This is a genomic window from Streptomyces sp. NPDC033966, assembly GCF_055575955.1.
In genome coordinates this window covers 207,407-229,305 of the sequence record NZ_JBVIRQ010000004.1, presented here as the reverse complement: position 1 = coordinate 229,305, position 21,899 = coordinate 207,407, and the positions used below count along the sequence as shown (strand labels likewise).

Below are 21,899 nucleotides of genomic sequence, written 5' to 3'. Positions count from 1 at the left end.
ACCGCTGAGAGGTGCCCCGGGCGGGGCCGGCCTAGCCCACCACCTCCGCCCGGCACCGTGACGGCCCGCCCCACGCGTCGCGCAGCGGGCGGGCCTTGCGCAGCCACAGGGACAGGTCCAGCTCCTCCGTGTAGCCGACCGCGCCGTGCAGCTGGAGGGCGGTGAGCGCGGCCGCGTACGCCGCCTCGCCGGCCGTCAGCTTCGCCGCCGCCACGTCCCGGCGGGACAGGGACAGCGCCGCCGCCCACAGCAGCGGCCGGGCGAACTCCAGCGCCAGCAGGGTGTCCGCCAGCCGGTGCTTGACCGCCTGGAATCCGCCGATCGGCGTCCCGAACTGGGTGCGCTGCTTCGCGTACTCCACCGTCCGCGCCAGCAGCGCCTCGCCCACGCCCAGGCACTGGGCCGCCGTCAGCAGCCGCGCCCAGCGCAGGGCCGTCCCCGCCGCCGCCGTCACCGCCGGGCCCGCCGCCAGCGGCTCCCCGTCCCCGGCCGGCCGGTACAGCCGCCTCGCCGGGTCGGTGGACGCCAGCGGCTCGCCGGGGCCGGCGGCCAGCCGCAGCTCGCCGGCCTCCGTCACCGTGAAGCGGTGCGTCGCCGCGTCCGCGTCCAGGGCGTACGGGGAGCCGCCCGGTAGCGTCACCGTCGCCGAGGCCCCGCCCGAGGCGAGCCCCGGCAGGAAGCGCTTCGACAGCGCCTCGTCGCCCAGCTCGGCGAGGAGCACCGCGGCCGCCGCCGTCTCCACCACCGGCCCCGGCACCCCGGCCCGCCCCAGCTCGACGAAGCCGAGCGCCAGCTCCACCGGCAGCGGGCCCACCCCCTCGTACGCCTCCGGCACGGCCAGCGCGAACAGGCCCGTCCCGGCGAGAGCGGACCACACCGCCCGCCCGGGCCCGTGCTCCCCGGCCGCCCAGGCCCGTACGGCCGCAGGGACCCCGGCCGCGCCCAGCAGGGAGCGCAGCGTACGGGCGTAGTCGGACTGTTCCTCGGTCGGCAGGAAGCGCATCAGCGGCGGCCCTTCGGGAGGCCGAGCAGCCGCTCGGCGATGATGTCGCGCTGGATCTCGTTCGTGCCCGCGTAGATCGGCCCGGCCAGCGAGAAGACCCACGGCTCGGCCCACTCGCCCTCGGCGAGCTCCGCGTCCGCGCCCAGCAGGTCCAGGGCCGTCTCGTGCAGGGCGATGTCGTACTGGGACCAGAACACCTTGTTCAGGCTGGACTCGGCGCCGATCCGCTCGCCCGCCGCGAACCGGGAGGCGCCCGTCCAGGTGAACAGCTCGTAGGCGCGGGCCCCGACCACCGCGTCCGCGACCCGGTCGCGCAGCGCCGTGTCGGCGGGGTCGCCCTGCGCGCGCCACAGCCGGGCCAGCCGGTCGGCGGCGGCCAGGAACCGGCCGGGGGAGCGCAGGGTCAGGCCCCGCTCGTTGCCGGTGGTCGACATCGCGATCCGCCAGCCCTGCCCCGGCTCGCCGATCACGTCCTCGTCGGGGACGAACACCCCGTCCAGGAAGAGCTCCGCGAAGGCCGGCTTGCCGTCGAGGCGGCCGATGGGCCGTACCGTCACCCCGGGGGCCCGCAGGTCGAACATCAGGTAGGTCAGCCCCTGGTGCGGCTTCGGCGCCCCGGGATCGGTGCGGAAGATGCCGAAGGCCCGGTCGGCGAAGGCGGCCCGCGAGGACCAGGTCTTCTGCCCGTGCAGCAGCCAGCCGCCCTCCGTGCGCACCGCCCGCGAGCTGAGCGAGGCCAGGTCGGAGCCGGACTCCGGTTCCGACCAGGCCTGCGCCCAGATCACCTCGCCGCTCGCCATGGGGGGCAGTACGCGGGCCCGCTGCTCGGCGGTGGCGTGCTCGAACAGGGTCGGGGCCAGCAGGCTGATGCCGTTCTGCGAGACCCGGCCGGGGGCGCCCGCCGCCCAGTACTCCTCCTCGAAGACGAGCCACCGCTCGATGTCCGCGCCCCGGCCCCCGTACTCCTCGGGCCAGGACACCGCCGACCAGCGGTCCGCGTGCAGCAGCGCCTCCCACTCGCGGTGCGCGGCGAATCCCTCCCCGGTCTCCAGGGAGGGCAGGGGGCGGGCCGGGACGTGGGAGCGGAGCCAGTCGCGGGCCTCGGCCCGGAAGTCCTCCACGCCGGGGGAGTGGTCGAGGTTCACGAGGCGCTCGCCTCCTGGTGGGCGTCGCGCCCCGGGGTGCCGATGTCGTGGCCGGCGGAGAAGTGGTCGCCGGCCCCGGCCGGGACGACCACCTTCACTTCGGGGTCGCCGGCGGCCCGGTGGAAGGCGTCGTCCAGGGCGCAGGTCATCGCGCTGTTCCGGGCGTTGCGGTAGCGGGGACGGTTCGTGGTCGCGTACGCGACGGGACCGCGCACGGCGTACTGCGCCGGGGAGCCGGCGGGCGGACCCGCGGGCGGGTCGGCGGGGGAGTCTTCGGCAAAGGCGTCGGCGGCGGGCATCGGCACATCCTTCCCTAACAAGTGTTTGGTAGGTTAACGTACGGCCATGAGCAGCGTCGAGGAGTTCCGCACCGAGGTCCGCAGCCGGCTCCGCGCCCACCTCACCGGCGGGTGACCGGCAGCGGCTCTTCCTCTTCTCCCGCGCGGACACCCTCTGCGCGGGCTCCGACGAGATCCAGCGCAACATCGTTGCCGAGCGGATCCTCGGCCTTCCCAAGGAGGTACGGGCATGACCGCCCCCGCGTACGTCCCGGCCCACGGGCTGCTCAAGGACCGCACCGCCGTCATCACCGCCGCCGCCGGGGCGGGCATCGGCGGCGCCACCGCCCGCCGCTTCCTGGAGGAGGGCGCCACCGTACTGATCAGCGACGCCCACGCCCGGCGCCTGAAGGAGACCGAGGAAGCCCTCGCCGCCGAGTTCGGGCCCGGCCGCGTCGCCTCCCTGCCCTGCGACGTCACCGCCGAGGAACAGGTCCGGGCCCTCTTCGCGCACGCCGGGGAACTCCACGGCGGCCTCGACGTCGTCGTCAACAACGCCGGCCTCGGCGGCACCGCGAACCTCGTCGACATGACCGACGAACAGTGGGGCCGGGTCCTCGACGTCACCCTCAACGGCACCTTCCGCTGCACCCGCGCCGCCCTGCGCTCCCTGAAGGCCTCCGGACGCGGCGGCGTCCTCGTCAACAACGCCTCCGTCATCGGCTGGCGCGCCCAGACCGGCCAGGCCCACTACGCCGCCGCCAAGGCCGGGGTGATGGCCCTGACCCGCTGCGCGGCCCTGGAGGCCGCGGAGTTCGGCGTACGCGTCAACGCGGTCGCCCCCAGCCTGGCCATGCACCCGCACCTGGTGAAGGTCACCAGCGAGGAACTGCTGGACGAGCTGACGGCCCGCGAGGCCTTCGGCCGGTACGCCGAGCCCTGGGAGATCGCCAACGTCATCGTCTTCCTGGCCAGCGGCTACTCGTCGTACATGACGGGCGAGACGGTGTCGGTCAGCAGCCAGCACGCGTAGGCCGAGAATGGGCCCGTGCCAACGAACAAGCCGAAGAAGACACAGGTGACCGCCTCGCCGGAGCGCCGCCGGGAACTCCTCGACACCGCCGCCGAGGTCTTCGCCGCCCAGGGCTACAACGCCACCACCGTCCGCAAGATCGCCGACGCCGCCGGGATGCTCGCCGGCAGCCTCTACTACCACTTCGATTCCAAGGAATCGATGCTCGACGAGATCCTCTCGGCCTTCCTGAACGAGCTGTGGGCGGGGTACGACACCGTCCTCGCCGCCGGCCTCGGCCCCAGGGAGACCATCGAGGCCCTCGTCACCGAGTCCTTCCGGGAGATCGACCGGCACCGAGCCGCCGTCGCCATCTACCAGAAGGAGGCCCGCACCCTCTCCGCGCAGCCCCGCTTCCACTACCTCTCCGACTCGCAGGTCAAGTTCGAGAAGGCGTGGCTGGGGACGCTGGAGCGGGGCGTCGCCGCCCAGGTCTTCCGCGCCGACCTCGACATCCGCCTCACCTACCGCTTCGTCCGCGACACGGTGTGGGTCGCGGCGTCCTGGTACCGGCCGGGCGGCCAGCACAGCCCGGAGGAGATCGCCCGCCAGTACCTGTCGATGGTGCTGGACGGGATCGCCGTACGCCCCTGACCCCGTTGAGGAGCCCGTCATGCCCGAGGCCTACATAGTCGACGCCGTACGCACCCCCGTGGGGCGGCGCGGCGGCGGCCTGTCCGCCGTGCACCCCGCCGACCTGGGCGCGCACGTCCTGAAGGCGCTGGTCGAGCGGTCCGGGGTGGACCCGGCCGCGGTGGAGGACGTGGTGTTCGGCTGCCTGGACACCGTCGGGCCGCAGGCGGGCGACATCGCCCGGACGGCGTGGCTGGCCGCCGGCCTGCCCGAGGAGGTCCCCGGCGTCACCGTCGACCGGCAGTGCGGGTCCTCCCAGCAGGCCGTGCACTTCGCGGCGCAGGGCGTCCTGTCCGGGACCCAGGACCTGGTGGTGGCGGGCGGCACCCAGAACATGTCGATGATCCCCATCGCCTTCGCCTCCCGGCAGGCCGCCGAGCCGCTGGGCTTCACCGAGGGCCCCTACGCGGGATCGCGCGGCTGGCGGGCCCGGTACGGGGACGCTCCGGTCAACCAGTTCCACGGGGCGCAGCTCATCGCCGAGAAGTGGGGGATCTCGCGGCAGGACATGGAGGAGTTCGCCCTGCGCTCCCACCGGCGGGCGCTCCGCGCCATCGACGAGGGCCGCTTCGACCGGGAGACCGTCGCCTACGGGGACGTGGCGGTGGACGAGGGCCCGCGCCGGGACACCACCCTGGAGAAGATGGCCGGCCTGAAGCCGGTCGTCGAGGGCGGCACCATCACGGCGGCCGTCTCCTCCCAGGTATCCGACGGCGCGGCGGCCATGCTGATCGCCTCCGAGCGGGCGGTCGCCGAGCACGGCCTGACCCCCCGGGCCCGCATCCACCACCTGTCGGTCCGCGGCGAGGACCCCATCCGCATGCTGTCCGCCCCGATCCCGGCGACCGCGTACGCCCTGAAGAAGACCGGGCTGACCCTGGACGAGATCGACCTGGTCGAGATCAACGAGGCCTTCGCGCCGGTGGTCCTGGCCTGGCTGAAGGAGACGGGCGCCGACCCGGACCGGGTCAACGTCAACGGGGGCGCCATCGCCCTGGGCCACCCGCTGGGCGCGACGGGCGTGAAGCTGATGACCACCCTGCTGCACGAGCTGGAGCGCACGGGGGGCCGCTACGGCCTCCAGACGATGTGCGAGGGCGGCGGGCAGGCCAACGTGACGATCATCGAGCGGCTCTGAGCCGGGTCCGGACCGGCGGGGCTGCGGCCATATGACGTAGGTCGCAGCGCCACCGGGCCGGGGTGTGCTAGCTTAGGGGCAGTTGCAGTTGTGGTACCCATGAACTTTATGTGCGCCTGACGGGATTGCTCCGACAGGCGCTTTTATTGTTTTTGCCGGATTCTCCCGGATGGGGCCCTTGCCGCCTATTCAGGAGATACAAATGGCTAACGGTACCGTGAAGTGGTTCAACTCGGAAAAGGGCTTCGGCTTCATCGAGCAGGACGGCGGCGGCCCGGACGTCTTCGCCCACTACTCGAACATCGCCACCCAGGGCTTCCGTGAGCTGACCGAGGGTCAGCGCGTGACCTTCGACGTCACCCAGGGCCAGAAGGGCCCCCAGGCGGAGAACATCCTCCCCGCCTAATTTCTTCAGCATGCCGGGGTCCGCACCGCACGGTGCGGACCCCGGCTTGTCTGCTGTCTCCACCCTTGTTCGACCTGCCGGCTTCAGGAGGGCTTTTCCGCATGACCAGCTCCAGCTCCGCACGACCCAGCCGCCGCCCCACCCGGGGTCGAGGTGCGGCCCAGGGGCGTCCGAAGTCTGGCGCGGGACGGCAGAAGTCCGCACCCGTGGCCCGGCCCCAGGAATTCACCATGCCCGAACCGCAGGCCCCGGCCCTCCCGCCGGTCGCCGCGTTCGAGGACATGGACATGCCCGAGGCGCTGCTGAAGACCCTCGCCGCCCAGGGCGTCACCGAGCCGTTCCCCATCCAGGCCGCCACCCTGCCGAACTCGCTCGCCGGCCGCGACCTGCTCGGCCGCGGCCGCACCGGCTCCGGCAAGACCCTCGCCTTCGGCCTGGCCGTGCTCTCCCGCACCGCCGGCCGCCGCGCCCAGCCCAAGGCGCCGCTCGCGATGGTCCTCGTACCGACCCGCGAGCTGGCCCAGCAGGTCACCGACGCCCTGAGCCCCTACGCCACGGCCGTCAACCTGCGCATCGCGACCGTCGTCGGCGGCATGTCGATCAACCGGCAGTCCGGCGCCCTGCGCCGCGGCGCCGAGGTGCTCGTCGCCACCCCCGGCCGCCTCAAGGACCTCATCGACCGCGGCGACGCCGACCTCTCGCAGGTCACCGTCACCGTCCTCGACGAAGCCGACCAGATGACCGACATGGGCTTCATGCCGCAGGTCACCGCCCTGCTCAAGCAGGTCGCGCCCGGCGGCCAGACCATGCTGTTCTCGGCGACCCTCGACAAGAACATCGACAAGCTCGTCAAGATGTTCCTGACCGACCCGGTCGGCCACTCCGTCGACCCGTCGGCCGGCGCGGTCACCACCATGGAGCACCACGTCCTGTACGTCATGGACGAGACCGACAAGAAGGCCGTGGCGACCCGCATAGCCGCCCGCGACGGCCGGGTCATCATGTTCGTGGACACCAAGCGGGGCGTCGACCGCATGGTCAAGCGGCTGCTCGCCGACGGCGTCCGCGCCTCCGGCCTGCACGGCGGCCGCTCCCAGCCGCAGCGCAACCGCACCCTCGACTGGTTCAAGAGCGGCGAGGTCACCGCGCTGATCGCCACCAACGTGGCCGCACGCGGCATCCACATCGACGACCTCGACCTCGTCGTCAACGTGGACCCGCCGACCGACCACAAGGACTACCTGCACCGCGGCGGCCGCACCGCCCGCGCCGGCGAGTCCGGCAGCGTCGTCACGCTGGTCCTGCCCGACCAGAAGCGCGACATGTCCCGCCTGATGTCGGACGCCGGGATCACCCCCCGCACCGCGCAGGTCAAGTCCTCCGACGAGGAGCTGTCCCGCCTCACCGGCGCCCGCGAGCCCTCCGGCGTCCCCGTCGTGCTGGAGGTCCCCCAGCCCCCGCAGCCCAAGGCGCGCACCGGCTCGGGCTCCGGCTCCGGTTCCTCGCGCCGCCGCTCGGGCGGCGGCTCCCGCGGCGGCTCCGCGACCGGCTCCGCCCCCGCGGCCGGCGGCCGCGGCCGGCGCTCCGGCGGCTCCGCCTCCGGGCAGGCCCCCGCCGCCGGCTCGGGCCAGGCCCGCCGCGGCCAGGGCTCCGGCCAGGGCAACGGCGGTGCCCCCGCCCAGGGACGCCGCTCGGGCGGCTCGTCCTCCGGCGGTGCCGCCGCGGCCTCCGCGCGCAGCCGCGTCGGCACGGGCGGCCAGGGCCGCCGCCGGGCGGTCTGACCCGGAGCATCCGCAGCACCCGCAGCACACACGGACGGACGCCGGGCCGCGCGCAGCACGCGCGCGGCCCGGCGTCCGGCGTTCCCGGCCACAGCACTAGCGGACCAGCTTGTCCTGCAGCTTCATCAGCGTCCGCAGGTCCAGGCCCAGACCGTCCGTGAGATAGCCGTAGAAGCTCCCGTAATCGGCCTCCAGCTGCGTCGTCGCCGCGTCCAGGTAGTCCTGGCGGACCTCCTGGAGCGGGATGAGCAGGTCCGGGTTCTGCATCCGCCCCGACTGCTTCAGCCCCGCCCGCACCTGGGCGTCGTACGCCGCCCGGAACGTGTTCGAGGCCAGGTAGTCCTGCTCGGCCGTCTCCTGCGGCACGGCCAGCGAACGCAGCAGGACATAGCTCAGCCAGCCCGTACGGTCCTTGCCGGACGTGCAGTGGTACAGCAGCGGGCCCTGGTTCCCGTCCGCGATCTCCCGCAGCGTCGTCGCCAGCTGCGCCCGGTTCTCGGGGCTGGTCACGAAGGTGCGGTAGATGTCCCGCATGTACGCCTCGGCGCGCCCGCCGCCGAGCATCTGCTCCTGCTTCACGGGATCGCCGGTGGCTATCGCGCCGACCAGGGTGCCGTACAGGCCCAGGTCGCTGATCGGGCGGGAGGTGGCCGAGAGCCCGGACGGCAGCCGGTCGGCGCCGTCGTACTGGAGCTCCATCGGGATGCGGAAGTCGACGGCCTTCGTGAGGCCCAGACCCGCGACGGTGGTGATGTCCGCCGGGGTCAGCTTGCTCAGCGCGTCGGAGCGGTACACCAGCCCCTGGCGGACCTGACCGCCGGTGTAGGTGCGGTAGCCGCCGACGTCCCGGAAGTTGACGGCGCCCTGGAGGGGGATCTGCCGGATCGTCTCCGGCGAGTACTGCCGCTGGTACGGGTGCCTGGCGTACGCGGCGCCGTCCGCCGGCGCCGCGTACGCGGAGGCGGCGGGCAGGGTCCCGATGGCGAGGGCGGCGGCGACCGCCGCGGTCGCCAGGCGGATTCGGGCACGGCTCATCTTTGCGACTCCTGAAACGGAGAAGGGGGATCACCCTGGTGGTGGCAGGGTGTGGAGCGAGTGCAGTGCTTCCATTGCCTGTCGTGCTTCGGCCATGACGCGGGAGACGAGTTCCGCACAGGACGGCAGATCCTCGATCACCCCCGCGACCTGGCCCGATGCCATGACGCCGAGGTCCGTACGGCCCTCGACCATGGACGCCTTCAGGAGCATCGGGGTGTTCGCCGCCAGCAGGACCTGGCTCCAGGACAGGTCCTTGCCGTGTTTCATCGCCAGGCCGTCGCGCACCATCTGCGCCCAGGACAGGCCCGACAGCTTCCGGAAGCCGGCCGCGTGCCGTACCGCCCGCGCCAGCGCCCCGGCGCGGCCCGACCGCTCCAGGGCCGTGACCAGCTCGGTGCGCAGCATCCGGTGCGGCAGCCCGTCGACGGCCGTGGTGACGGTGACGTCCTTGACCGTGGCCTTCAGGTACTCGGCCTTCACCGCGTCGGGGACGGTGGAATCGGAGGTCAGCAGGAAGCGGGTGCCCATCGCGATGCCCGCCGCCCCGTACGCCAGCGCCGCGACCAGGCCCCGCCCGTCGCTGAAGCCGCCCGCCGCGATCACCGGGACGTCCACCGCGTCGACCACCTGCGGAAGCAGCACCGTGGTGGCCACGTCACCGGTGTGCCCGCCGCCCTCGCCGCCCTGCACGATCACCGCGTCCGCGCCCCAGGCCACGACCTTCTCGGCGTGCCGGCGCGCCCCGACCGAGGGGATCACCACCACCCCGGCGTCCTTCAGCCGGGCGATCAGCTCCCGGGACGGCGCGAGCGCGAACGACGCCACCCGCACGCCCTCGTCGATGATCAGCCGGACCCGCTCGGCCGCGTCCCAGGCGTCCGCCCGCAGGTTCACCCCGAACGGAGCGTCCGTGCGGGACCCGACCTCCCGGACCGCCGCCCGCAGCTGCTCCACGGTCATCGTCGCCGAGGCCAGGATGCCCAGCGCCCCCGCGTTCGCCGCCGCCGAGACCAGGCGCGGCCCGGCCACCCAGCCCATGCCCGTCTGCACGATCGGACAGCGGACCCCGACCAGCTTGGTGAATGCCGTCTCCATCGCCGACTCCCGTCCCTCCGCCGCCGCGCCTCAGACCCGGACTTCCCGGTCCCGCAGGCCCTGGGGGTCGATCACCTCGCGGATCAGCCGCAGCTCCTCGGCGCTCGGCTCCCGCGTGTACGGGACCCCGTCCGCGACCGCCAGTTCGAACCCGGTCGCCGCGCGGACCTGCTCGACCGTGACGCCCGGGTGCAGGGAGGCCAGGCGCATCGAGCGGTCCGGGCCGGTGAAGTCGAAGACCCCGAGGTCGCTGACCACCCGCGGCAGCCGGTGGAAGCGGGTCACCCCGGCCGCCTCCGCGCGGTCGTACCCCACCCCGCTGACCATGTCGACGCGCTCGACGAACACCCGGGGGGAGTGCTTGGGGACCCAGTAGCTCACCGGGTTGTTCAGGGTGTTCACGGGCGCGCCGCGCACCCCGAGGAGCTGGCGGGAGGGCCGCTCCCAGTCGCCGATGCAGGAGATGTTCTGGTTGCCGTACCGGTCGATCTGGCTGGCGCCCATCATCACGTGCCGCCGCCCGCCGGTGACCATCGTCAGGTGGCGGCGGTACGGCAGCCAGCCCTCGGGCGTGCCGTCGAGGCCGACCAGCAGGGCCTCGCCGTCGGTGAGCAGCAGGTCGGGGGAGAAGGTGCGCTTGGCGAGCCGGGCCCCGAAGGAGGGGATCAGCCCCATCGGGCTGGCGAGGACCTCGCCGTTGTCGCGCCAGGCCTCGGCGCAGGCGATCACGCAGTATTCCTGTCGGGTGGCGGCGGTCGCGGCGGTCACTTCTGCTCCTCGTGCCAGGTCCGGACGGCGGTCTGGTAGTCGTGCTCGCTCCCGCCGGCCAGGAAGCGGGCGGCGAACTCGGGCCAGGGGGTGGCGGCGTACAGCTTCTGGAAGGCCTCGTCGCGGTCGTAGTCGGGGGCGCAGGAGGTGAAGTGCGCGCCGTTCGGGGTCTCCACGACCCCGGTGACGGAGTGCCGGCTGACCAGGAGGGACTGCGGGGGCCCCGACTTGGCCAGCTCGGCGGTCTCCACGAGCTGTTCGCAGGAGACGTACGCGGCGTCGGCGGCCTCGCAGAAGAGGTCGTCGAAGTAGGGGTCCGGGCCCAGGTACTGGGCGTTGCCGAGCCGGTCGGCGCGGTTGAGGTGCACCAGGGCCGCGTCCAGGCGCAGGGCGGGTACGGCGACGAACTCCTCGCCGTCGGCGTACGGGGAGGTGACGGTGCGCAGTCCGGGGTTGACCCGCATCACGTCGGAGCCGAGGCCGGCCCGGACGGGCATGAAGGGCAGCCGGTTCGCGGCGGCGTGCAGCCCCCACATGAACATGGCCTCGTCGTACTCGGTGAGGGCGATGGCCCCGCTCTCGCGGGCGGCACGGAAGTTCGGCTCCAGGGCGATGGAGTCGAGGGTGGCGAAGGGGGCGACGAGCCTGCGGATCCGTCCGGCGGCGGCCAGCAGCCCGACGTCGGGGCCGCCGTACGAGACCACGGTGAGACCGGTGATCTCCGAGCGGAGCAGTGCTCGCACCAGGGCCATGGGCTTGCGCCGGGAGCCCCAGCCGCCGATGCCGAGGGTCATTCCGCTGCTGAGCTGCCCGATCACCTCTTCGGGGGTCATCGTCTTGTCCGTCATGCGGTCTCCTCCCGTCCCTTTCCAGAGGTCGAGCCCTTGCCGAAGGTGTCGCGGACGCGGTCGGCGACCCCGCTGAGGTTGGCCTCGAAGGTGAAGCCCTGTTCGAAGCGGTAGCTGCGGCGCACGTCCACGGGGTCGATGCCGTTGATGGCCGCCTTGGCCAGGCGGATGAGGTAGCCGTCCTTCCTGGCGATCTCGGCGGCCAGCTCCAGGGCGGCGTCCCTCAGCCGTTCGGGCGGGACCACCTTCCAGACGGAGCCGTGCGCGTGGAGTTCGGCGGCGGTGGCGGTGCGCGAGGTGTAGTACAGGGCGCGCATCAGGTGCTGCGGGACGAGACGGGCCAGGTGGGTGGCGGCCCCGAGGGCGCCCCGGTCGAGCTCCGGGAGCCCGAAGACCGCGTCCTCGCTCGCGACGATCGCGTCGGCGTTGCCGACCAGGCCGATGCCGCCGCCCAGGCAGAACCCGTTCACCGCGGCGACCACCGGAACCTCGCACTCGTAGACGGCGGCGAAGGCCTCGTAGCAGCCGCGGTTGGCGGCGATGAGGGCGTCGTGCCCGGTGTCGCGCTGCATCTCCTTGATGTCGACCCCGGCGTTGAAGCCCCGGCCCTCGGCGGCCAGGACCACGCAGCGGACCTCGGGGTCGCGGCCGGCGGCGCGCAGGGCGTCGGCGAGGTCGTACCAGCCCTGTACGGGGAGCGCGTTGACGGGCGGGAAGTCGGCTGTGACGAGTGCGATGCCCTTGGCCGGGCCGGAGGTGGAGACACCCATGAGCGGATCAGCTACCTTTCCACCAAACATTTGTTAGGTGAGGAAGGTAGCAGCCGATGGAGCTCAAGGGGAGGGTTGTCGTCGTCACCGGCGGAACCCGGGGGGTGGGCGCCGGGATCGCGCGCTCGTTCCTCACGGCCGGGGCGGAGGTCGTCGTCTGCGCCCGGCGGCCACCGCGGGAGCCGGTGGCGGCAGGCGGGCGGCAGGCCGCCTTCACCGCCGTGGACCTGCGCGACCCGGCCGCCGTGAGGGAGTTCCTCGACGCCGTCGGCGAGCGCCACGGGCGGCTCGACTGCCTGGTGAACAACGCCGGCGGAACCCCGTACCGGCTGCTGGGGGAGGGCGGTGCCGAGCGGCACGCCCGGGTCGTCGAACTCAACCTGGTGGCCCCGATGACGGCCTCGCTCGCCGCGTACCCGTGGCTGCGCGAGAGCCGCGGCTCGGTCGTGATGGTCGGCAGCGTCAGCGGCACCCGCCCCTCGCCGGGGACGGCGGCCTACGGCGCGGCCAAGGCGGGCCTGGAGAACCTGGCCCGCTCGATGGCGGTGGAATGGGCGCCCGAAGTACGCGTCAACTCGCTCGTCCTGGGCATGGTGCGGACCGAACTGGCGCACCTGCACTACGGGGACGAGGCGGGCATCGCGGCGGTCGGCGCCACCGTGCCGCTGGGACGGCTGGCCGAGCCCTCGGACGTGGGGGAGGCGGCGGTGTTCCTCGCCTCCGGCAGGGCGGGCTACGTGAGCGGCGCGAGCCTGCTGGTGCACGGGGGCGGGGAGCGCCCCGCGTTCCTGGACGCGGCAACGGTCAACAAGGAGAGCTGAGGCGGACATGGGCATTGCGGACGGACGCGTGGTGATCGTGACGGGCGCGGGACGGGGACTGGGCCGGGCCCACGCCCTGGCCTTCGCGGCGGAGGGCGCGCGGGTGGTCGTCAACGACCTCGGCGTGGGCCTCGACGGCCGCCCGGGGCCCGACAGCCCGGCGTCGCTGGTCGTCGAGGAGATCCGGGCCTCGGGCGGCGAGGCGGTGGCGCACGGCGGGGACATAGCCTCGCAGGAGGGCGCGGCCTCGCTGGTGGACTGCGCGGTCTCCGCCTTCGGCGGCCTGGACACCCTCGTCAACAACGCCGGGTTCCTGCGGGACCGGATGCTGGTCAACCTCGGGGAGGCCGACTGGGACGCGGTGATGCGGGTGCACCTCAAGGGGCACTTCCTGCCGCTGCGGTCGGCGGCCGCGTGGTGGCGGGCCGAGGCGAAGGCCGGGCGCCCGCGGGCCGCCCGGGTGGTCAACACCTCCTCCGGGGCGGGACTGCTGGGCTCCGTCGGCCAGGGCAACTACAGCGCGGCCAAGGCGGGGATCCTCGGCCTGACGCTCGTGGCGGCGGCCGAGATGGAGCGGTACGGCGTCCAGGTCAACGCGATCGCCCCGGCGGCACGGACCCGGATGACGGAGCAGACCTTCGCCGAGTCGATGGCCGCGCCGGAGACCGGGGGCTTCGACGCGATGGCCCCGGAGAACGTGTCCCCGCTGGTGGTGTGGCTGGGCTCCGAGGAATCCGCGGGCGTAACGGGGCGGGTCTTCGAGGTGGAGGGCGGCCGGATCACGGTGATGGAGGGCTGGCGTCCAGGCCCCACCGCCGATCGCGGCGCGCGCTGGACCCCGTTCCGGGCGGGGGTGGCCGTGACGGAGCTCCTCGCGGAATCCGAGCCCCCGCTCCCCCCGTACGGCTCCCGGTAGCCCGGCCCCGCCGCCCAGGCCCCTCCGGCGGCCCGGCAGTCCGGCTCCGGCCGGTCGGCCCGGGTGGCCCCCGACCGCAGCCCGGTCGGCCCGGATGGCTCGGCGGGGGCGGCCGACTGGCCAGGGCGGGCCGGGGGTGGGTGCGGGTGGGTGGCCGCTGCGCGGGGCCGGTTCCCCTACCCGCCCTTCGCCCGTTCCCCGGGGCTGCGCCCCGGACCCCCTGGGGGCTCCGCCCCCCGCCCCCCCCCGGGGCTGCGCCCCCGGACCCCCTGGGGCTGCGCCCCCGGACCCCGCCTGGGGGCTCCGCCCCCGGGACCTCCCCCGGCTACCGCTGGGAGGTGTCCCCAGGCGAGGGTGGATCCGCCTGGCGGAGCCGGAGTGCGCGCAGCGCACTTCCAGCCCCGCCGGTGTTTGAGGCGCGGGCGCGGTAGCGCCGTGCAGTGAGCCGCGCCCGGCGACCGAGGGCGAGAAAGGGTGAAGGGCGGGGAGGGGCAAGCCCCGCGCAGCGGCGGCGCGGCCACCGGTCCGGGGAACCGGCCATCGTGGGCGGCGGGGTGGATCAGGGCCGCCGTCCCCGGGCTGATGGGCGGCGCGGCGGACGAGCCCGCTCCGCCGGTTCCGGCCAGGAATGGGGCCCGGGAACACCCCGGAACGGCCTTGGCCGTATCACGCCCTCCCCACCCCAGCGGCAGCGTGATGGCATGTCCACGCCGAATTCCCGACGAATGGGGAACCCAACATGCCGCCGCTCCGCAGAATCGCCGTCGGCGCAGCCATCACGGTGCTGTCGGCCCTGGCCGCACCCGTCCAGGCGCAGGCCCAGGCGCACGCCCAGGCCGGCCCCCCGTCCATTCCGCCGCCCGGCCGCATCACCGTCGACGTCGTCGGCGTCAACGGCTCCGGCTGCCCCCAGGGCACCGCCACCGTCGCCGCCGCCTCCGACAACACCGCCTTCACCGTCACCTACAGCAACTACCTCGCCCAGACCGGCGCCGGCTCCGGCGGCACCGAGTTCCGCAAGAACTGCCAGCTGGCCCTGCGGATCCACGTCCCCCAGGGGTTCACGTACGCCATCGCCCGCGCCGACTACCGCGGCTTCGCCCACCTCCAGCGCGGCGCCTACGGCCAGGAGCGCGCGAACTACTACTTCCAGGGCAACGCCCAGACGGCCCGCACCACCCACCAGTTCAACGGCCCCTTCACCGACAACTGGCAGGCCGGCGACCAGACCGAGTACGCAGACCTCGTCTGGGCCCCCTGCGGTGAGGAGCGCAACCTCAACGTCAACACCGAACTGCGGGTCTACGGCGGCACCTCCAGCCCGCAGGCGCTGAGCTTCATGAGCATGGACTCGACCGACGGCAGCGTCAGCACCGTCTACCACTTCGAGTGGAAGGAATGCCCCGTCCGCTGACGCCAGCGCCCGAAGCCACCCGGAGGTCAGGAGTGACAACGATGTCTCGCCCCAGGACCCGCACACTGCTCATCGGCGCCGCGGCCGCCGCACTGGTCACCGCGTCCACCCCCGCCGTCGCCGGCGGCCCGATCACCGTCCCGCCCGACAAGATCGTGATCGAGCTCGCCACCGTCAACGGCTCCGGCTGCCGCGAAGGCACCGCCCAGGTCGCCGTCGCCCCCGACAACACCGCCTTCACCGTCACCTACAGCGACTACATGGCCCAGGTCGGCCCGGGCGCCCCGCCGACCGGCTTCCGCAAGAACTGCCAGCTCAATCTCCGCGTCCACGTGCCCTCCGGCTTCACCTACGCCATCGTGCAGGCCGATTACCGCGGATTCGCATTCCTCCAGCCCGGCGCGTCCGGCCAGGAAAGGGCGAACTACTACTTCCAGGGAATGCCGCAGACGTCGCAGCGGACCCACCAGTTCACCGGCCCCCTCAACGACAACTGGCAGACGAGCGACAAGACGGAATACGCAGACCTCGTCTGGGCCCCGTGCGGTGAAAAGCGCAACTTCAACATCAACACCGAACTGCGCGTGAACGCCGGCACCTCCAGCCCCCAGACCACGAGCTTCATGGCCATGGACTCCACCGACGCCAGCGTCAGCACCCTCTACCACCTCGCCTGGCAGGTCTGCCCCGGCGGCCCGAAGAAGAGCTAGCGCGCGCCTTTCCGCCGGTGTTCCCGCTCAGCGGGAACACCGGCTCCCGAACGTCCGCCGCCGCTGCGCCGACGGCGCCGCCGTGACCGGCCACAACGTCGGCCTCTCGTCGCCCGTCATGCAGGCCAGTACTCCTGCCGGGAGGGAGCCTGCGGCGCCTGCCGCTGCCGGGTGGCGGAGGGCGAGGTGAGGACGGCCCGCAACGAGGTCCTGGACGGCGAGGACCTGACCGGCGGGTACGTCCTGGCCTGCCAGGCGCTGCCGCTGACCGACCGGGTCCGGATCACGTACGACCCCTGGCCCGAACGGCAAATGGGCTCCGGGCCCGGCCCCCTGGCGAGGGGTCGGGGCCGGAGCCCTTCTCGTGCGCTGCCATATGACTACCCGCTACATCCACTCGCTGAACCGCAGCCGGCCCATCATGTTGTCCATCGCCCGCGCCGGCACCGCCGGCTCCAGGTCGGGGGGCGGACAGCCGGGTGCTGCGCGGGGACGCCACCCCGGTCCCGGGCCTGTACGCGGCCGGGAACTGGTCGGCGGCGGTGATGGGGGGCACCTGCCCCGGCCCGGGGGCGAGCATCGGCCCGGCGAGGGCCTTCGCCTGGGCGGCGGTCAACGCCATCGCGGGGGATCGGGGCGCCGCAGCCGGCGGCCCCTGACGGAGTCACGTGTTCCGTTGCCGGGCCGCGGGAACATATGCCCGATACGGCGGTGACGGGGGTGGGGCATGAAGGAAGAACGCTGGACAGGGGTCTACCTGGGGCTGAACGCCGCCGTGTGGGCGGCGCAGCTCTGGGTCCTGTGGGATCCGGACCTCCAGGGTGTCCAGGACGCCATCGGCTGGTGGATGCTGGCCATCTTCTTCGGCGTCCCCGTCCTGTTCGGCATCCTGCTCGTGTTCCTCCTCGACGAGCCCGGGGTACCCGGCGACGGCGACTCCGGCGGCACCGACTGGACGCGCGAGGAGAGCTGCGGCAGCCGCCTCTACGGCTGCGGCGGCTGAGCCGGCGGCGCCGGAGCGGGGCGGCCGCCGGGTGGGCGGCCGCCCGGGCGTGCCGGGTCAGGACAGCTTGCCGCCGTAGTCCGGCAGCTTCACGGTGCGCTCGGCGTGCCCGCCGGCCAGGTCGCTCTCGTTGTTCCCGATGTTGGCGATGATCGTGTAGCCGCGCGCCTCGATCTCGGCCCGCTTGGCCGTCTTGTAGGCGCTGACCTGCTCGAACAGGGCGGGCAGGTCCCGCACGTACAGCCCGCTGACCGGGTAGCCGACCGACTTCAGGTTCCGCTCGGTCATCGAGTACACGATCCCGGGGCGGGCGGTGACGAAGAAGATCGCCACGCCGCGCTGGTCCGCGTACTGGGTCAGTGCGCGGACCTTCTCGATCGCGGGCGTGGGGAAGGTCCAGAACCAGTGGAAGTCCGTCTCCAGCGACGAGTTGTCGATGTCGAGGACGATCGCGGGCTTCTCGCCGGCCGGGGAGGCGGCGATGCGCCGCTCGATGGCGGGGCGCGCGGCGTCGATCACGGCGGCCACGTCGCGCTGCCAGGTGGCGTAGTCGATGCCGAGGATCGCCGCGTTGCCGCCGGGCGCGGAGGTGATGGCGGCGGCGGTGACCGGCGCCGGGACCGGCGCGGGGGCGGCGGGGGCCGCCTCGGCGGCGGTGGCCGGAAGCAGGGTCAGCACGGCGGCGGCGACGGCCACGGCGGCGGCTGCGGTACGGGACGTGCGGGTGCGGGGGGTGCTGCGCATGTGGGGGCGCTCCTCGGTCACGACTTGGCATGTACGTGACCAGGGTTGGCCAGAACCGCACCCATGTCTACTGGCCGGTAGGAAACATTTTGTGACCGCCCGGTGAATGATCTTCCACTTCCGGAGTGGCGCCGGAACTTGTCCGAAAAGGCGTTCTTGATGGCGGCCCGGGGCCGGATGTGTCATGGACGCGTCATTCACCCGATGGCACGCACAGCCCAACCCCCCACGAAAGGCAGTGTGTTGACCGTGACCACCCTTGGCAGGATCGTCAAGCGCGCCCTCGCCGTCGGCGCCGTCACCCTCGCCGCCGTCAGCCTCCAGCCCGCCGGAGCCAACGCCTCACCCACCCCCGTCGTCGGCGGCACCCGCGCCGCACAGGGCGAGTTCCCCTTCATGGTCCGCCTCTCCATGGGCTGCGGCGGAGCCCTCTACACCCAGCAGATCGTCCTCACCGCCGCCCACTGCGTCAGCGGCTCCGGCAACAACACCTCCATCACCGCCACCGCCGGCGTCGTCGACCTCCAGAGCAGCAGCGCCATCAAGGTCAAGTCCACCAAGGTGCTCCAGGCCCCCGGCTACAACGGCAAGGGCAGGGACTGGGCCCTGATCAAGCTCGCCAAGCCGGTCAACCTGCCCACCCTCAAGATCGCCGACACCAAGGCCTACGACAACGGCACCTTCACCGTCGCCGGCTGGGGCGCCGCCCGCGAAGGCGGCGGCCAGCAGCGCTACCTCCTCAAGGCCCAGGTCCCCTTCGTCTCCGACGCCTCCTGCCAGAGCTCCTACGGCAACGACCTCGTCCCCGCCGAGGAGATCTGCGCCGGCTACGACCAGGGCGGCGTCGACACCTGCCAGGGCGACTCCGGCGGCCCCATGTTCCGCCGCGACAACAACAACGCCTGGATCCAGGTCGGCATCGTCAGCTGGGGCGAGGGCTGCGCCCGCGCCGGCTACCCCGGCGTGTACACCGAGGTCTCCACCTTCGCCGCCGACATCAAGGCCGCCGCGGCCACCCTGTAGGCGCCCGGGCGGCCCCCGGCCGCTCCCGCTCGTCCTTCCGGCCGGACCCGAACCGGCCGGAAGGGCGAGGCGCAATGTCCCGAACGCCCCTGACGTCGATATCCGCGCCGCCCGCCGCCCGCCGCCCTGTGGTTGCGGGCGGCAGCGCGCGCCGGTCCCACGGGAGGAATCCAGCGGCATCGGCGCGCGACAGTGGCGCCCCCGGCCCCGACCCCCGGCCCCGTCTCACGGACCGACTGGCAGAGGTGCCGGCGACGCCCGCCACGTAAGCTCGGGAACCATGAACAACAGCGACATCGACGAGATCGACGAGAACGTCACCGCCGAACTGTCCCGCCTGCGCGACAGCATCGACAACATCGACGCGGCCGTGGTCCACATGCTCGCCGAGCGCTTCAAGTGCACCCAGCAGGTCGGCCACCTCAAGGCCAAGCACCAGCTGCCCCCGGCCGACCCGGGCCGCGAGGCCAGCCAGATCGCCCGCCTCCGCCAGCTCGCCGAAAACGCCAAACTCGACCCGGCCTTCGCCGAAAAACTCCTCAACTTCATCATCGCCGAAGTCATCCGCCACCACGAGACCATCGCCGCCGGCGAGGAGTAGAGGCACCGGGCCGGGCACCCGCCCGGCCCCGGCCGCACCACCCCGGCCGGGACCCGCCCCACCCGCCCGCGAAACCCCTGGGAGCAGACGCGGCCATCCGGCAGCATGGGCCGCATGTCCGCACTGACGCGCAACGAAGCGCAGCTCCGAGCCCAGCTCCTCGACGTCCACGACTACGTCGTCAGCCTCGACCTCACCACCGGCGACGAGACCTTCGACTCCGCCACCGTCATCCGGTTCACCGCCCGCACGACCGGAGACACCTTCGTCGAACTCAAGCCGGAAGAGCTGCGCACCGCCACCCTCGACGGCAACCCCCTCGACCCGGCCACCCTCACCGACAACCGCCTCCCGCTCACCGGCCTCACCCCCGGCCCCCACGAGCTGCGCATCGACGCCCGCATGCGCTACTCCCGCACCGGCGAGGGACTGCACCGCTTCACCGACCCCGCGGACGGGGAGACGTACGTCTACTCCCAGATGTTCATGGACGACGTCCAGCGCGTCTTCCCCGCCTTCGACCAGCCCGACCTGAAGGCCGTCTTCGAGTTCACCGTCGCCGCCCCCGCACACTGGACCGTCCTCGCCAACGGCATCACCACCCGCACCGGCGACCGCGAGCACGACGGCGCCGGCCTCTGGACCTCCGCCGCCACCCCCGTCATCTCCACCTACCTCGCCGCCGTCGCCGCAGGCCCCTGGCACAGCGTCATCACCACCCACGCCGGACTCCCCTTCGGCATCCACTGCCGCAAGTCCCTCGCCCCCCACCTCGACGCCGACGCCGACGAGATCCTCTCCGTCACCACCGCCTGCTACGACCGCTACCACGAGAAGTTCACCGAGCCCTACCCCTTCGACTCCTACGACCAGGCCTTCGTCCCCGAGTTCAACGCCGGCGCCATGGAAAACCCCGGCCTCGTCACCTTCCGCGACGAATTCGTCTTCCGCTCCGCCGTCACCGACACCGAACGCCAGCGCCGCGCCATGGTCATCGCCCACGAGATGGCCCACATGTGGTTCGGCGACCTCGTCACCCTCGCCTGGTTCGACGACATCTGGCTCAACGAGTCCTTCGCCGAATACATGGGCTACCAGACCCTCACCGAAGCCACCCGCTTCACCGGCACCTGGACCGAATTCGGCATGGAACGCAAGCCCTGGGGCTACGCCGCCGACCAGCGCCCCTCCACCCACCCCGTCGCCCCCGGCCCCGACGACGTCCCCGACACCGCCTCCGCCCTCCTCAACTTCGACGGCATCTCCTACGCCAAGGGCGCCTCCGCCCTCCGCCAGCTCGTCGCCTGGCTCGGCGAGAAGGACTTCCTCGCCGGCATCAACACCCACTTCACCCGCCACAAGTTCGCCAACGCCTCCCTCGCCGACTTCGTGGACTCCCTCGCCGCCCACACCGACCGCGACGTCCACGCCTGGGCAGAAACCTGGCTCCGCACCACCGGCACCGACACCCTCACCCCCCGCATCCAGGACAGCCCCGGCGGCTGGACCCTCACCGTCGACCGCCACGGCAGCCGCCCCCACCGCATCCAGGCCGGCACCTACGCCCGCGCCGCCGACGGCACCCTCGAACGCACCGAACTCCTCGACCTCGACGTCCCCACCGACGAGGTCCTCTCCTCCGCCGGCCCCCGCCCCGACCTCCTCGTCCTCAACGACGGCGACCTCACCTACGCCAAGATCCGCCTCGACGGAACCTCACTCGAAACCGCCCTCCGCGGCCTCTCCCGCATCCCCGACCCCCTCACCCGCGCCGTCGTCTGGGGCTCCCTGCGCGACATGGTCCGCGACGGCGAACTCGACCCCGCCGACTACCTCCACACCCTCGCCGCCCACATCCCCGAAGAATCCGACCTCGCCGTCGTCCAAGGCGTCCTCGGCTTCGCCCGCACCCAGATCGCCGACCGCTACGTCGCCCCCGCCGACCGCGACACCGCCCTCGGCCTCATCACCACCGCCACCCGCGACCTCCTGCGCCGCACCGAGGACGGCACCGACCCGGGCCTGCGCCTCGCTGCCGTACGCACCCTCATCGACAGCGCCACCCAGCCCGACACCATCGCCGCCTGGCTCGCCGACGGCACCGTCACCGGCGGCCCCGAACTCGACCCCGAACTCCGCTGGCGCATCCTCGCCCGCCTCTCCGTACTCGGCGCCGTCGACGGAGCCGCCATCGACACCGCCCTCGCCGACGACCCCAGCGCCACCGGACAGCAGGGCGCCGCCCGCTGCCACGCCTCCCTCCCCACCCCCGAGGCCAAGGCCGCCGCCTGGCAGCGCCTCTTCCACGACGACACCCTGTCCAACTACCTCTTCACCGCCACCGCCCACGGCTTCTGGCAGCCCGAACAGGCCGACCTCGTACGCGACTACGTCCCCCGCTACTACCCCGAAGCCGTCGCCCTCGCCACCCGCCGCGGGCCCGCCATCGGCGAAGCAGCCGGCCGCTGGGCCTTCCCCGCCCACGCCGTCGACCCCGCCAACCTCCGGACCGGCCACACCTGCCTCGAAGACCCCGAGATCATCCCCATGCTGCGCCGCGTCCTCGTCGACCAGCTCGACGACCTCGCCCGCGCCCTGCGCGTCCGCGGCGCCTGACCCCGTACGCACCCCACCCGTCGGGCGGCCACGCCACCACCCCGGCCGCCCGACGGGCCCCGCCCCGTCCGCGTAC

The 21,899-nt window shown here is 73.3% G+C and carries 23 protein-coding genes and 2 pseudogenes; 16 read left to right on the top strand and 9 right to left on the bottom strand.

From position 1 onward, the window contains the following. Nucleotides 1–31: 31 nt before the first annotated feature. The 3 genes and pseudogenes from ACZ518_RS13270 to ACZ518_RS13260 form a co-directional block, all read right to left on the bottom strand. A complete protein-coding gene (locus tag ACZ518_RS13270; RefSeq protein WP_469113147.1) occupies nt 32–1,003 on the bottom strand; it encodes an acyl-CoA dehydrogenase family protein in 972 nt (323 codons plus the stop codon). Further along, entirely contained in the window at nt 1,003–2,148 is a 1,146-nt protein-coding gene (locus ACZ518_RS13265) for an acyl-CoA dehydrogenase family protein (RefSeq protein ID WP_469113146.1), read from the bottom strand. The genes ACZ518_RS13270 and ACZ518_RS13265 overlap by 1 nt, the downstream gene beginning before the upstream one ends. Nucleotides 2,149–2,165: 17 nt before the next feature. Further along, nucleotides 2,166–2,447, bottom strand: a pseudogene (locus ACZ518_RS13260) (enoyl-CoA hydratase-related protein); the annotation flags it as partial. A 113-nt stretch (nt 2,448–2,560) separates the two neighbouring features. Between ACZ518_RS13260 and ACZ518_RS13255 the strand changes: the two are divergent. The 6 genes and pseudogenes from ACZ518_RS13255 to ACZ518_RS13230 form a co-directional block, all read left to right on the top strand. Next, a pseudogene (locus tag ACZ518_RS13255) lies at nt 2,561–2,680 on the top strand (acyl-CoA dehydrogenase family protein); the annotation flags it as partial. Next, nucleotides 2,677–3,459 (top strand): SDR family oxidoreductase, encoded by a 783-nt coding sequence (locus ACZ518_RS13250; RefSeq protein ID WP_469113145.1) that lies wholly within the window; start codon nt 2,677–2,679, stop codon nt 3,457–3,459. The pseudogene ACZ518_RS13255 and the gene ACZ518_RS13250, both read left to right, overlap by 4 nt. A 15-nt stretch (nt 3,460–3,474) precedes the next feature. Beyond that, nucleotides 3,475–4,092, top strand: coding sequence for a TetR/AcrR family transcriptional regulator (locus ACZ518_RS13245; RefSeq protein WP_007263539.1), 618 nt, complete (start codon nt 3,475–3,477; stop codon nt 4,090–4,092). Between the two features lie 19 nt (nt 4,093–4,111). After that, nucleotides 4,112–5,269, top strand: a complete 1,158-nt coding sequence (locus tag ACZ518_RS13240) for an acetyl-CoA C-acetyltransferase (protein WP_469113144.1) — start codon at nt 4,112–4,114, stop codon at nt 5,267–5,269. Nucleotides 5,270–5,471: 202 nt separating this feature from the next. Next, complete coding sequence (locus tag ACZ518_RS13235; RefSeq protein WP_007263537.1) at nt 5,472–5,675, top strand: cold-shock protein; 204 nt, start codon at nt 5,472–5,474, stop codon at nt 5,673–5,675. Nucleotides 5,676–5,776: 101 nt separating this feature from the next. Beyond that, nucleotides 5,777–7,456 carry a DEAD/DEAH box helicase gene (locus ACZ518_RS13230; protein ID WP_469113143.1) on the top strand — a complete coding sequence of 560 codons (1,680 nt, stop codon included), beginning with the start codon at nt 5,777–5,779 and terminating at the stop codon, nt 7,454–7,456. A 96-nt stretch (nt 7,457–7,552) separates the two neighbouring features. On the opposite strand, the gene ACZ518_RS13225 is transcribed toward ACZ518_RS13230, so the two are convergent. From ACZ518_RS13225 to ACZ518_RS13205, 5 genes are read right to left on the bottom strand one after another with little or no spacing between them, the layout of a single operon-like run. Further along, entirely contained in the window at nt 7,553–8,491 is a 939-nt protein-coding gene (locus tag ACZ518_RS13225; protein WP_469113142.1) for a tyrosine-protein phosphatase, read from the bottom strand. A 30-nt stretch (nt 8,492–8,521) separates the two neighbouring features. After that, nucleotides 8,522–9,589 (bottom strand): NAD(P)H-dependent flavin oxidoreductase, encoded by a 1,068-nt coding sequence (locus ACZ518_RS13220; RefSeq protein ID WP_469113141.1) that lies wholly within the window; start codon nt 9,587–9,589, stop codon nt 8,522–8,524. A 30-nt stretch (nt 9,590–9,619) separates the two neighbouring features. Then, entirely contained in the window at nt 9,620–10,357 is a 738-nt protein-coding gene (locus ACZ518_RS13215; RefSeq protein ID WP_469113140.1) for a CoA-transferase subunit beta, read from the bottom strand. Further along, a complete protein-coding gene (locus tag ACZ518_RS13210) occupies nt 10,354–11,205 on the bottom strand; it encodes a CoA transferase subunit A (RefSeq protein ID WP_469113139.1) in 852 nt (283 codons plus the stop codon). The genes ACZ518_RS13215 and ACZ518_RS13210 overlap by 4 nt, the downstream gene beginning before the upstream one ends. Then, the gene (locus ACZ518_RS13205; RefSeq protein ID WP_469113138.1) at nt 11,202–11,975 is read right to left on the bottom strand and encodes an enoyl-CoA hydratase family protein; all 774 of its coding nucleotides are present in this window, start codon (nt 11,973–11,975) and stop codon (nt 11,202–11,204) included. Before ACZ518_RS13205 ends, ACZ518_RS13210 begins: the two co-directional genes overlap by 4 nt. Before the next feature lie 56 nt (nt 11,976–12,031). Here ACZ518_RS13205 and ACZ518_RS13200 point away from each other — a divergent pair, with 56 nt between their 5' ends. The 7 genes from ACZ518_RS13200 to ACZ518_RS13170 all read left to right on the top strand — a co-directional run bounded on the left by ACZ518_RS13200 (nt 12,032) and on the right by ACZ518_RS13170 (nt 16,839). Next, the gene (locus tag ACZ518_RS13200; protein WP_469113137.1) at nt 12,032–12,796 is read left to right on the top strand and encodes an SDR family oxidoreductase; all 765 of its coding nucleotides are present in this window, start codon (nt 12,032–12,034) and stop codon (nt 12,794–12,796) included. Nucleotides 12,797–12,803: 7 nt separating this feature from the next. Continuing rightward, nucleotides 12,804–13,712, top strand: a complete 909-nt coding sequence (locus ACZ518_RS13195) for an SDR family oxidoreductase (RefSeq protein WP_469113136.1) — start codon at nt 12,804–12,806, stop codon at nt 13,710–13,712. Nucleotides 13,713–14,451: 739 nt separating this feature from the next. Continuing rightward, complete coding sequence (locus ACZ518_RS13190; RefSeq protein ID WP_469113135.1) at nt 14,452–15,126, top strand: DUF4360 domain-containing protein; 675 nt, start codon at nt 14,452–14,454, stop codon at nt 15,124–15,126. Between the two features lie 41 nt (nt 15,127–15,167). Continuing rightward, complete coding sequence (locus tag ACZ518_RS13185; RefSeq protein WP_469113134.1) at nt 15,168–15,836, top strand: DUF4360 domain-containing protein; 669 nt, start codon at nt 15,168–15,170, stop codon at nt 15,834–15,836. A 63-nt stretch (nt 15,837–15,899) separates the two neighbouring features. Next, the gene (locus ACZ518_RS13180) at nt 15,900–16,382 is read left to right on the top strand and encodes a 2Fe-2S iron-sulfur cluster-binding protein (RefSeq protein WP_469113472.1); all 483 of its coding nucleotides are present in this window, start codon (nt 15,900–15,902) and stop codon (nt 16,380–16,382) included. Further along, nucleotides 16,316–16,495: an FAD-binding protein gene (locus tag ACZ518_RS13175; protein WP_469113133.1), complete on the top strand. Its 180-nt coding sequence runs from the start codon at nt 16,316–16,318 to the stop codon at nt 16,493–16,495. Before ACZ518_RS13180 ends, ACZ518_RS13175 begins: the two co-directional genes overlap by 67 nt. A 68-nt stretch (nt 16,496–16,563) precedes the next feature. Beyond that, complete coding sequence (locus tag ACZ518_RS13170) at nt 16,564–16,839, top strand: hypothetical protein (protein ID WP_469113132.1); 276 nt, start codon at nt 16,564–16,566, stop codon at nt 16,837–16,839. 57 nt (nt 16,840–16,896) lie between these two features. Here the strand turns inward: ACZ518_RS13170 and ACZ518_RS13165 are convergent, their stop codons facing one another. Further along, nucleotides 16,897–17,583 (bottom strand): HAD family acid phosphatase, encoded by a 687-nt coding sequence (locus ACZ518_RS13165; RefSeq protein WP_469113131.1) that lies wholly within the window; start codon nt 17,581–17,583, stop codon nt 16,897–16,899. 204 nt (nt 17,584–17,787) lie between these two features. Between ACZ518_RS13165 and ACZ518_RS13160 the strand changes: the two genes are divergently transcribed. From ACZ518_RS13160 to pepN, 3 genes are all read left to right on the top strand, one after another. Further along, nucleotides 17,788–18,606, top strand: a complete 819-nt coding sequence (locus tag ACZ518_RS13160) for a S1 family peptidase (RefSeq protein ID WP_469113130.1) — start codon at nt 17,788–17,790, stop codon at nt 18,604–18,606. 280 nt (nt 18,607–18,886) lie between these two features. Continuing rightward, nucleotides 18,887–19,207, top strand: coding sequence for a chorismate mutase (locus tag ACZ518_RS13155; RefSeq protein WP_125605821.1), 321 nt, complete (start codon nt 18,887–18,889; stop codon nt 19,205–19,207). A gap of 105 nt (nt 19,208–19,312) precedes the next feature. Then, entirely contained in the window at nt 19,313–21,823 is a 2,511-nt protein-coding gene (gene pepN / locus ACZ518_RS13150; protein WP_469113129.1) for an aminopeptidase N, read from the top strand. Nucleotides 21,824–21,899 lie beyond the last annotated feature (76 nt).